We start from the raw sequence: 11,609 nt of genomic DNA, 5'->3' as shown, positions 1-11,609 counted from the left end.
TCATGTCGCTCGCGGCCGTTCTCGCAGGCCTTGCGTCGACGACTGTCTGCCGCGCGGACTGCATTGACGATGCGGCGGCCTATCACCACATCAGCGCGCAACTCGTCCATGCGATCGCACAGCACGAGTCGGGCATGCGCGCGAGCGCCGTCAACGTGAACGGCAACGGGACCGAAGACATCGGTCTGATGCAGATCAACTCGTCATGGTTGCCGGCGCTTGCGCGCTACGGCATCCGCCGCGAGAACCTCTTTAACGCTTGCGTGAACGCCTATGTTGGCGCCTGGATTCTCGCCTCGAACATCAGGCAGTTCGGCCCGACCTGGAAAGCCGTGGGTGCGTACAACGCCGTCTCCTCCTCGAAGCAGTTGGTGTACGCCAACGCGATTTATCGACGTCTGCAGCGACAAGGCCAATGACCATGAACGTGACCATTCCGACTCACCAACGTACCCGCGCCATCGTGCAGGTCCTCGCTGCCGTCGCGCTTGTCTGTGTGACAAGCGTGTCCAACGCGGCGATCGATCCGGAACAGTCAGGGGTTGTGCCGCTTGCCGGTGATGGCTGGCAGATCCTCGCGCCCGCACTGGCACCTGCGAAGCCGGTTGAATCAATTGCGCAGCCGGCGGTTCCGGCTACGCCGAGTGCAGCGCCCGCGCTGCCGGTCACCATCGCGGCGACGCTGACGCTGGCATCAACGCCAATGGGGGACGTCCCGGACGTGCTTCCCGGTGCACCTTCCGGGTCTGCCAGCGCGCTGACCCTTACGGTGACGCCGCAGGACGTCAACCTGCGCGATGCGCTTGACCGCTGGCTGCAGAAGCAGGGCTGGCAGCTCGCCTGGAAGATCGACGACGATCTGCCGCTGGAGTTCAACGCGACTTTCTCGGGCGAGTTCACGTCGGTGCTCGAACAGGTCATGCAGGCGACCAACCACATGCGTACGCCCACGCGCGTTTGCCGACATACCAACAACGTCATTCGCGTGATCGCGCGGGCGGCCAACTGCAAGGACTGAGACCATGCGCTTTGCTTATCTGAAAACAGCGATCGCCGCTGCCGCTTTTCTGGCCATTGCAGGTTGCGCGGTCACCCAGCAGGACGTGAACAACAGTTACGACGGCGCGCACAAGACAATCAATGATGCGATCGCCGGCGGAGTCAGGGCGATGCCCCTCGTTGAAGACGTGCCGACCGCGTTTCTCGGTGACCGGCTGGTGCCGGTCGCCTATGAAGCGACCCTGCCCGCAGTATTCCGCGAGAAGTCAGTCACGCTGCCTGCAAACCTTGGCATCAAGCAGATCGCAAATCTCGTTTCGAATGCGACCGGCTATCCCGTGCACCTGAGCCCTGACGTGTTCGTGCCGCGCGACTCGCTGATTCCGCGTGAGCCGACTGGAGACGGTAAGGGGAGCGGCACGCCCGGCGCCGGCGCGCAGAAAAAGACCTTCGAAGAGCCTGTGTACGCCCAGGCCTTTACCGGCAAGGTCGGTGCCTATCTGCGAGGGATGACGGATGACCTGGGGCTGGACTGGTCATTCGATGGCTCGACGATCACCATTTCGCGCTTCGTGACCCGCATGTACCAGATTGCGGCGATCCCCGGAAAGGTGTCGATCAAGTCGACCATGTCAAAGGGTATGGACACTTCGACCGGCAATCAGGCGAGCGGTAGCGGCAGTTCGGGTGGCAACACCGGGTCGTTCTCCGCGATCACGTCGACGGGGCGCGAGGGCGATTTTGACCAGATCAAAGCCATTGGCGACGAGCTCGAGAAACTGCGCTCGCCAATGGGGCGCGTACACGTCAATCCGCAAAGCCGCCTCGTGATGATTTATGACACGAAGGAAGCGGCCGACCGGATGGGCAATGTGCTGAAGCACGAAAACGCGATCTCGACGCGACAGGTCGCCATCCGCGTGCGCACGCTGCAGATCGCGCTGAACAAGGGCAGCCAGGCCGGAGTGAACGCTGACGTGGTGTTCACCAGCATTCAGGGTGGTCTCGCCAAGTACGCAATCAGCTTCACGTCGCCGACGCCGCTTTCCTCAGGCGGTGGCTCGGTGGGTGTTTCGGTACTGCGACCGGACGCACCTTTCTCGGGCACGAATGCCGTGATGAATGCGCTGAATGCATATGGCCGCACCGTGCAGGACAACACGCTCACGAAGATGACCCTCAATGGCTTGCCCGTGTCGGTCGCGTCCTTCCAGAGCGATGACTACCTGCGACAGACCACTGCTTCCGCGGGCAGCCTCACGGCAACCTCGGGAGGTGTACCGGGGCTCACGCCAGGCACCGTGACGACGGGCGACTTCGTCAATGTCCTGCCGTCGGTTAACGACCACAACCAGATCGTGCTTGCCTACTGGGCCGACAGTTCGAAGCTCAATGGCCCCTTTACATCCGCTTCGGTTGGCTCCGGTCAGACCCAGCAGCAGATCCAGCTCGCGCACACGATTGGCAGCAAGGATGATCAGACCGTGGCCCTTGCCGATGGCCAGACGATCGTGCTCTACGGCGCGATGACGGATCACTCTGACAGCACCACCAACGCAGGCATTGGCGGCGTGACTGGCACCTGGAACAAGGCAAAGACCTTCCAGGTAATCATGCTCACCGCCACCGTCGTTCCCTCCATGTGAGTACCGGCATGCATATCACCGAACCACTGCCGGGCGAAAAGAGTGCGCGGCTCGTTTTTGGCCTCGACTGGCGCGCCTATCCCGCCAAGGGTGGCCGGGCCGAGCGTCGCCGCTATGCCGACGATTTCGGCGCGACGCATTACCTCGAATACAGGGTCGGCACCGAGCTGATCGGCGGGTTCGCGGCTCCCGACGCGTCGGAAGTCAGAGGCGCAAAACTTTACTCGGGCGCGGCCCGCGTTGCGCTGCACGGACGCATCAAGTCGAAGCCCGCCGCGCTCGTTCTGCTGCAGGACGACCAGCGCGTACACGTTGTATTCGTTGTGCGCGGCGTCGTGCGCAACGACGAGGTGCTGAAACTCGAAGAGGCGCAGGCAAGACGTCTGGAGATCGAGCAGGAGTGTCTTCGTCTGAACCTGCCGCTGACTACCCTGGGCGCGGGGCCGCGTATTGGCGACGTCTACGAGACCTTTGCCGCGAGCGCGCTGCTGGCTGACCGCAAGCTTGGGCGCGTCGCGAAGTTGCCGGTAAGCGTGCCGACGCTCGTGCCGATCGTGGCAATCATCGCAGCCGCAGCCTTCGGCGGGGGCAAGCTGATGGACGCGCTGTCGCCGCCTCCGCCTCCGCCGCATGAGCCGACGTATCAGGAGCGCTATGCGGCCGAGGTGCGGCGCGTGTTCCACGCGCCGTTGCCACGGGCATCGGCGCTCGCGCCGGCGCTGCTCGACGAACTTGGCCCCGGCGAGAGCGTGCGCGCTGGCTGGCTGTTTGAGAAAGCGACCTGCAGCACGGCTGGCGATTGCATCGTTGCGGGCCGCCGTCATGGCGGCAGCTTTGCCGACTTCGATCGCGTCGCGACGCCGGCGATGCGTCCGGTGATCTTTAATCCGGACGGCTTGCACCTCACGTTTCGCGGGCCGGCCGTGCCGAAGGTCGCATCGGTGTCGCTGCAGGACTCGAAAAACTGGCCAGCCGAACAGCAGCTGATCGACATGCTGCAAACGCCGCCGCAACGCCTCTCCGTGCGGCCATTCGAGATCAAGGCCTACGGATATACGGTCAGGATCGATCCGGCAAAGCTTCTCCTGCCGCCTCCTCCGGGCACCGCAGCACCCGGCGCCAATGCTCATCTGGTCAGGCAGGGCACATGGCAGATCGAGGGGTTTCGCTGGCAGGCCGTTCTCCTATCGAGACTCCCGTCGAGCATGGCGCTCGATAGCCTGACGCTTGAGCTTCGTCTTAAGGATCAGGGCACGACCAGCGCGCAGGCAGGCGCAGCCGACGAACAGGTCGGCGTCCATTTCACCGCGAAGGGGAAATACTATGTTCTCAATTAAAAGGCCGGCCGCGCTCGCACTGCTCGTGTGCGGACTCTCGGCGCATGCAGAACCGACTACTCCGCATCTCTCGCTCGACGATATCGACCAGATGTCCCGCGCTAGGATTGCGCGACAGATGTCTGGTGAATCTGCGGGCGTGCAGGGTCCGTCGGCTTCCACCATGTCCGCGCCGCAACCGGCGATCGCGGCGAGCGCACCGATGCCGACAAAGGTCGTAGCCGCTCCCGTGGTTAAAGCAGCCGAGCCTGTGAATTTCGTGGGTGCCTATGCCGACGCCAGCGGCTCGTATGTCCTTTACAGCTACCGCAACGCGGTCTATCCCGCGCGCATCGGCACGAAGCTGCTCAACGGCTGGAGCACGAAAAAGGTCGACGGCTACCTCGTGACCGTCTCGGACGGAAAGCGCAGTTGGACGGAGCCGATCACCAGCGCGTCGGCGACCGTCAGTTCGAACAGTCCGCTTCGCTCACTGGTGGACCTGGGAGGACCGCTGCCCCCGGGAGGGTTCCCGCCCGCCGGTGCGCAGCCCGCTATCCAGATCGAGAGGTAACGAAATGAGTATGTTCTCTGGCGTCGAAAAAGAAGAGCCGTCCGCGCGTGGCATCTTCGCGCGCTTCAAGGCGTTCCGTTCCAGCTTTGCCGAAGACTCGCCAGCGTCGCTGCCGATTGCAGGCGTCGCAGGCGCTAAGGACGATAGCGAACCGCATTTCAGGACTAGCAACAAGCCGGTCAATCCGAAGCGAGATTCGGCAGCAAGTGTTGGCCAGCCCATGACGCTCGGGATGCGGCTGCGCATGGGTGACATCGAAGACGTGGACGTGCATGAGTCAGACGCCAACGTGACGCCGAATCAGGCTTCCCTGGCAGACGCGTCGATGACTTCGGCGGGCGAGGAGGAGGTTCGCTCAACGGATTTTGTCACGGTGCACGTTGGGCCTTCGGGCAAGGCAGATGAAGCTGAGGCCGTTGGCGGCGCTGGCGAACCGGTACTCGCGCCCATCGAAGAGACTGCGGCACCGCGGGAAGCGACTCACTCCGATACCTTGATGCCTGTCGACGACGGAGGCAGTACGAATCTGGTGGAGCCGGACGTCACGGTCACGCTGACAGGTCTGCCGCAACTGTTCTCTGCGGAGGCACTTACGTTCAAGCGGATCCTGTGCGAACGCAGTGCAGACGCGGCTTTGCGGATCACCGATGCTGCACGCCGCGAGTTCGTCGCCGTCGATCTGCAGGCGGGTGTAGCGATCGTCGTGACAACGCCACGGTTTCACGAGAACCCGCTTTATTCGACCTACCTGAAGGATCTGGCGCGCGCGGACATCGCCGTGCGCGAAGAGATGGTCGCGACCGAAGGGGTCATTGCACAGATCTACGCAAAGGACAAGCGCTCCGCGGCCATCATTCCGGAATCGTCGCGTGCGATCGGCACATTCCGCGACGTGATTGAGGCGTCGCACAGCTACCGCGCAACTGACGTGCACTGGGAATACCGCGACTTTACCGATGAAGTCGAGGTGCGCTTTCGTGTGAACGGCGACCTGTATTCGTACCGCAAGATGCCGAAGGCACTGGTACGGCGTGCGCTGTCCGCGGCCTATCAGGATCTCGTCCAGCGCAACACCAACTCGGGCGAGACGTTCCAGCCGAGCGCACCACAGTCCGCGATGATCCCCCTTGTCGCCCATATGGACATCGTCAACCTTCGGTGGCAAAGCGCTCCCCTCGTTGGCGGGTTCGATGTTGCGCTGCGTCTGCTGGACGGCAATTTCAAAAATTACTACGTGCGCCAGCCAGAGGAGATGGGGCTGGAGGCGAGCCAGCTGGCCGTTCTCGACGCGCTTGGCCGGGTGAGCGGCGGGGTGAGCATTCTTACTGGCGAGACGGGTTCCGCCAAGTCCACGTTGCTTCGGGCCATGTCGTACAACGTGCCGGGGCGCGATCTGATCAAACAGTACGTAATCAGTCAACCGTCGGAATACCCTCACCCGTGGCTCTCGGAAATTTCGATCCAGCACCGTCCCGATGAATCGGACGCTGAAGCAAATCGCAAGTGCGCCGAGGTGATCCGGACGATCATGCGAATGGATCCGGACGATACGACGGTCACGGAAATCCGCGACGCAGTGGTGGCCGCGCTGGTAGCGGAGCTTGCGCTGACCGGGCACCCGGTCCGCACGACGCTGCACGCGGATAGCGCCATTGGAGCGTTCATGCGGCTGGCAGGCGGTCGCCTGCAGCTTCCGATGGATGAAGTGTCGTCGGAGAGGTTTGTGAATGCCGTCGGCAACCAGAAGCTGATCCCGCTGTTGTGCCCGCACTGCAAGGTGCCGGCGCGCGACGTGCTGGATGCGGCTCAACTGCAGCTACTGGAGGCGAGGTTCGGCCTCGATACGTCGAAGATGGCGTGTCGTGACGAAGCCGGTTGCGAGCATTGCCGCCTGCCCGGTCTTTTCACGCGTTCGGGCAAGGTCGCAGCTGGCACCAAGGGGCAGACGCTTGCGATGGAACTGCTGCGTCCGACGCCTGAATTTCTGGACCGGGTCGCGGTCCGGGACTGGCGCGGGGCGGAGAAGGTGTGGCGGCGCACACGTGTGACCGGCTTCGCTGACGCGGACATGACCGGCAAGACGATCTACGAGCACGCGCTCTACAAGGCCTCAACCGGGATCATCGACCCGCGCTTCATCAACGAAGCGATGCGCCCGTTTGCCGACTACCGGATTGTCGAGGATCGCTACGGGAGGATACCCTCTTGATCCGCTCGCTCGTGTATTCGGTCTTCATGGCGCTGCCGCAGAAGGAACGCATGCGCGTTGCAACGTGGCGCTTCCGCAGAATGCGTGAAGTGTTCTATAGCGAAACGCGGATGGATGTGGCCACCAAGGGCCTGCGCAACCGTGACACGCTCTTGGAGCGTCTGTCGACCTTCGAGACGCGCTATCAGTCGCGCAAGCGGCTGGTGTGGCCGGTGTTTCAGGCAATCACGCGGCGCATGCAGGCTGGCGATGATTTCGCGGCGGCAATCAGGCCGTTTATCCCCTCCGACGAGTATGCGTTGCTTGAGCTTGCTGGCTCATCGACCCAGAAAGACGCGGCTGTGCGCGGCCTCGAACTCGCAGAAATGGCAGCCAACGCGAAAAGCATCCTCGCTACGACGACGTCGATGCAGATGGTGTATCCGGTGTTCCTGCTCGTCTATATGTACGGTTTCGCCGTGCTGTTCGGAGCGCAGGTATTCCCCCAGGTACTGGAGACCAGGCCGCTCGACCAGTGGCATCCGGCAGGTCAGGTTCTGTACGCGATCGACACGTTCTGCGCGAACTACTGGTGGCTGACCAGCACAATCGTCGTCGGTCTCGTGGCCGGCTATTTCTACACGCTCAAGCGCTGGACGGGCGACCTGCGCAACAAGGCCGACAACGCGCCCCTCATGTGGCGCAATCGCCGCGACCTTCGAGCTGCATTGCTGATCGTGTCGCTCGCCGGGCTGTTCGACTCGAATCTGACACTGCGCGCGGCGCTCGATCGCCTGACGAAGACCGCGGACCCGTGGCTGCGCTGGCACCTGAACCGCATGAGCCGGCGGCTGACCGTCCATCCGGACCAACAGATGCGTGCGCTTGACACCGGCATCTTCTCTGAAGAGGTGATCGACAAGATCACCGACGCGGCTGGCCGCGACCAGTTCGTACAGGCCATCAAGGATCTCGGCAGCAACTCATTGTCGCGCGTGGTTGAGTCGGTGCGCCGCAATGCGAAGGTCACGCACTACGTGCTGCTTGGCATCGCGACCGCCTTCTTCCTGACGGTTGGCCTTGGATCCTACATCGCAACGGGCGCCGCCAGCTTTGAAACGTCCGGCATTCCATCCGAAAGTTCCTATTGAGGACACCATGAATAACACCACCCTGATTCGCAACACGACTACGTTTCTCCGGATGGCGCGTCGCCGCCGTCAGTCGGGCGAACTGTCGATGATCGAGGCAGCAGGCGTGATGGCGGGCGCTGCACTGATCGCCCTCGCCGTCTACGCAGGTCGCGGCTACGTCATGGATCGCATTCACGCGTACCAGTTCAAGAGCGAAGCACAACTTTTCCGCAGCGGCATTCAGGATGCGACGTCGAGCGACACCGATTTCTCTAGCGAGTCGCTGCAGACGCTCGCACAGAATCACGCCTTCGACGCCGCCGGCTCGCGCGTGAACACAACCGCAGGCACGCTGACCGGCATCTTCGGCGGGGCGGTGGCCGCCTCGCCCGGGACAGTCTCGACCACCGATGATGCGATTGTACTGACGTACCCAGTACCGGCCACGGTCTGCTCGCTGTCGGCGGGCGCGGTCGCAGGCGCTTACACGATGGTCCAGATCAATAGCACCACTGTTGCGGGTCCGTCGACCACGTTCAACAGCAGCACCGCGGGCCAGGCGTGCAACTCGGCCGGTGCGACGGCAAGTATCGCAATGTACGCGACCCACAACAACTAAGGGCATCGCATGAGCATCATCGAGATGGTGATCGTGCTAGTGGCCTCGGCGCTGCTCACGCTGCAGACGATCAAGGAGGATGGCGCCAAGCGGCGGAACACACTGCTCGCGGCGGAAGGCCAGAACGAGGTCGTCATCAACACCGCACTCGGTGACTGGGTTACGAACAACTATGCGAGCCTGCTCGCGCAGTATGTGGCACCTGGGCCAACGACGGTTACACCGCCGACGCTCGATCAGCTTTTCACAGCCGGAAACCTGAAACAACCTCACGCGAACGGGCCGTTCTGGGGCGGCATCTACGTGATCCAGATGACCGTGGGTCCGGCCGGATGCTCGGTGAGCAACGGCGATTGTCACGTGACTTACGTCATGTATCCGTCGAAGCCGCTGACGCGAAACGGGCAGCCCGACGTCACCGGAGCGGCGAAGATCGCCCAGGCGGGCGGGAACTCGTTCGGCTTCTCGAAGGTGCAGAACTCCGGAACGATCACGGGCCTGAATGGCGCGTGGACCGCCACGAATCCGCTTCCCGGTTCGCCGGCGGCGGCGATTCTCGCAACGAACGGTCCGACCTCGGACGGCAACTCCGTCTACATCCGGCGCGACGGGACGCTCACATGGACCGGTGACCAGAACGTCAATCACGTCAGTCTGCATAACGTTCACGATATCGACGCGGAAGGCACAATAGCCGCGCCAACGCTTGCGGCATCGAACGCGGACGTGAGTAACGCGATCCGTACGCCGTCGACGCTGTACGTGCAGAACGCGGCTGGTGGCGCGCCGGCACCGATCGACACGGGAGCGGAGACCGTTCACGGCAACGCAACCGTGACTGGAACGTTGACTGCGGGCAACCTCGCCGTGCCGCGCTCGGCTTGTTCCGGTACCGGCATAGCCGCGAATAGCGATGGTTCGGGACAGTATCTCTCGTGTCAGTTCGGTGTCTGGCTGCCGATTGGCGGTCCGATTCTCCGGATGGCGTACTGGAATGTGGCGAACGGCTCCGTTGTGCCCGCACCGACGTGTCCCTCAGGCGGGCTTGCGCAGATTGAACTGACGCCCCAGGTGTTTTCGGTGGATCCGACCACCGCTGTGAATTTCGGGCCAGTCGGTGGTACTGGCCCGTGGACCATCAGCATCGTGGATGGGAGCGGTGTGCCGATCGCCGGGGCCAAGGGCGTGGTGTCGACCTATTGCTCGTATTGACACGGAGAGGAACAAAGTGAGTTCAAGGAATAATATTCAGCGATGGCCACTGATCATTTGCGTGCTGCTGATGGAGCAATCGCTCTCGGCAACGCCCGTGCGTTGCTCTCCAGGCTATCAGGATTCGTCTTGCACGACGCCGGTTTCGCTCGCGCCGATACCGCAGCCGCAATGTTCGAGCGGGGCAGGGTGGACGACTGTAGCGACAGCGACCTGGCAAGGCGCTCAGTGGTCCGCGCCGTCATGCAACTATCAGGCTCCGCCTGTATGTCTTCCCGGCTACTCGCAGATCGTCGCGCCGTCGTGGAACGGGGTGAACTGGGTCGGCTTGGGGTGCCAACCGAACACTCCACCAGCGCCTACGTACTCCCTAACGCTCTATGCTGCGAGCACGGATGACTCAGACGGCTATGCGGTAGCGACCGTTTGGGCCAATGGGGTTCTGGCCGGGGGCGTGCCCGTCAAGTTCACCAGCTATCTGGGCATTTTGGATTACAACACCGGCGCGGCAAACCCGCAGTTTACTTTCAACACCGTATCCGACGGCACCGCCAAGGTCAGTTGGATAGGCCCGTACTGCGTTCCAGGCTCTACGGGTGAGTATTTCCCGATAACGGCCACAGTGGGTGGGCAATCGGCTTCCGTTACGATATTTATTCCGTCGAACCCGTGCCACAGTTAGGCGAGAAAGTGGGAGTTTCGACCTGCCTCGACGCTCCTTGTCGAGAATAGGTCGATCAACGACTACTCACCTAGCTAGTACACGATCTATTGGAGTGCGAGGCCCGTTCCTATCCAAGGCTCGCTAAAAAAAAGCGCCCGGCGGGCGCTTTTTTGTCAGTTGTCGCTTGGTCAGCCGACGATGTTCCCCGTCGTGAAGGTAAAGCTGCGCGAGAACGGTATTCCGTTGACGGTCCCCGTGATCGACACAGAATACGTCGCGTTGGGCGACAATGGCGTCGCGGGGTAAGCGACGCCTTCGAAGGTCGGAAGCAGCTTGTTCGGGTCGTTGGCCGAGTCAAGCAATTTCAGGGTGATGACATTGCTTGACGTGTCAGTCATCGTGCCCGACAGGAGCCGGATCGTGTCAGTCGGATTACCTGCCACGGCCACCGGAGTCCCCCAATTGCCCGAGGTGTTGGGCGGAGTCGGCGTCTCGCCACCTGCCGAGTATGCAACGCCCGTGGTGCCCTGGCAGGGAAACGTCAGCGGCGCGGTGGTTGTCATTGCCTGAAGATTCGCGATGGTCAACGTCGACTGGATCACCGGAAAACCGTTGAAGGTAGTCTGGTTCCAGCCAATGCCGATGGTGGTTATCGGCCACGCACCAACAGCGATGTGATACACGCCCGACAACCAGCCGTAGGCGAGCTGTTGTCCGTACGCGGTTGCCGTGAGCGTCGCGTTCGTATAGTACCCACCGCTTACGCCGCCAATGTACGTGCTCTGCGGGTAGCCAAAATGTACTGCGCGATCAGCGTAGGTGACCCCCGTAAATCCGGGATTACCGGACACTTCCGTGTCTGTGATTTGGGCACCATTCTGGCCCATGTACGCCGCGTGCGCCTGCGCAGCCTGGTCAAGGGTGGTGTTTTCCGTGAGTGCCGGGAAACCACACTGCTGACGCTGCTGGTTAAGCAGATTGAAGACCGCCAGTTGGGCGCTCGCGGCTGCATACTGAGGTGTCGAAACGTTCGCGCTCGTGGCGGTCTGGCTGGGGGGGCTAGAAGCAGCAGAGGCGTCCGAACTGCTTCCGCCTCCGCCGCCGCAAGCGGAAAGTGCGAGCGCCGCAGTGATCGCAAGGGCCGTAAGTGTGGTCTTGCTGTTCTTCATTCTTTTTGCCTTCGGTTGTTGTTGGACGCGCCCTCTGCGCGACCTTGATTCCATCTTATCGAGCGCCACGGGAAGTCAAGTGTGCTTGC

At 62.4% G+C, this 11,609-nt stretch carries 10 protein-coding genes; 9 read left to right on the top strand and 1 reads right to left on the bottom strand.

The window, feature by feature from the left end; all coding sequences use genetic code 11:
* Window positions 1-2 precede the first annotated feature (2 nt).
* From B0G77_RS40115 to B0G77_RS40075, 9 genes are read left to right on the top strand one after another with little or no spacing between them, the layout of a single operon-like run.
* Complete coding sequence (locus tag B0G77_RS40115; RefSeq protein WP_133667633.1) at window positions 3-419, top strand: lytic transglycosylase domain-containing protein; 417 nt, start codon at window positions 3-5, stop codon at window positions 417-419.
* A 2-nt stretch (window positions 420-421) separates the two neighbouring features.
* Window positions 422-1,018, top strand: a complete 597-nt coding sequence (locus tag B0G77_RS40110; RefSeq protein ID WP_133667394.1) for a toxin co-regulated pilus biosynthesis Q family protein — start codon at window positions 422-424, stop codon at window positions 1,016-1,018.
* 4 nt (window positions 1,019-1,022) lie between these two features.
* Window positions 1,023-2,645: a type II secretory pathway protein gene (locus tag B0G77_RS40105; protein ID WP_133667393.1), complete on the top strand. Its 1,623-nt coding sequence runs from the start codon at window positions 1,023-1,025 to the stop codon at window positions 2,643-2,645.
* A gap of 8 nt (window positions 2,646-2,653) precedes the next feature.
* Window positions 2,654-3,982, top strand: a complete 1,329-nt coding sequence (locus tag B0G77_RS40100; protein WP_133667392.1) for a hypothetical protein — start codon at window positions 2,654-2,656, stop codon at window positions 3,980-3,982.
* Window positions 3,969-4,535, top strand: coding sequence for a hypothetical protein (locus B0G77_RS40095; protein WP_133667391.1), 567 nt, complete (start codon window positions 3,969-3,971; stop codon window positions 4,533-4,535). Before B0G77_RS40100 ends, B0G77_RS40095 begins: the two co-directional genes overlap by 14 nt.
* 4 nt (window positions 4,536-4,539) lie before the next feature.
* Window positions 4,540-6,744, top strand: coding sequence for an ATPase, T2SS/T4P/T4SS family (locus B0G77_RS40090; protein ID WP_133667390.1), 2,205 nt, complete (start codon window positions 4,540-4,542; stop codon window positions 6,742-6,744).
* The gene (locus B0G77_RS40085; RefSeq protein ID WP_133667389.1) at window positions 6,741-7,874 is read left to right on the top strand and encodes a type II secretion system protein; all 1,134 of its coding nucleotides are present in this window, start codon (window positions 6,741-6,743) and stop codon (window positions 7,872-7,874) included. Before B0G77_RS40090 ends, B0G77_RS40085 begins: the two co-directional genes overlap by 4 nt.
* Before the next feature lie 7 nt (window positions 7,875-7,881).
* Window positions 7,882-8,475, top strand: coding sequence for a type 4 pilus major pilin (locus B0G77_RS40080; RefSeq protein ID WP_133667388.1), 594 nt, complete (start codon window positions 7,882-7,884; stop codon window positions 8,473-8,475).
* Window positions 8,476-8,484: 9 nt separating this feature from the next.
* On the top strand, window positions 8,485-9,687 hold the full coding sequence (locus tag B0G77_RS40075) for a hypothetical protein (RefSeq protein ID WP_133667387.1): 1,203 nt from the start codon (window positions 8,485-8,487) through the stop codon (window positions 9,685-9,687).
* An 852-nt stretch (window positions 9,688-10,539) separates the two neighbouring features.
* On the opposite strand, the gene B0G77_RS40070 is transcribed toward B0G77_RS40075, so the two are convergent.
* Window positions 10,540-11,520: a CAP domain-containing protein gene (locus B0G77_RS40070; RefSeq protein ID WP_133667632.1), complete on the bottom strand. Its 981-nt coding sequence runs from the start codon at window positions 11,518-11,520 to the stop codon at window positions 10,540-10,542.
* Between the last annotated feature and the right edge of the window lie 89 nt (window positions 11,521-11,609).

Origin of the sequence: Paraburkholderia sp. BL10I2N1 (genome assembly GCF_004361815.1) — a bacterium.
In the GTDB taxonomy this organism is placed as follows: Bacteria; Pseudomonadota; Gammaproteobacteria; order Burkholderiales; family Burkholderiaceae; genus Paraburkholderia.
This window is presented reverse-complemented; position numbering and strand designations above follow the sequence as displayed.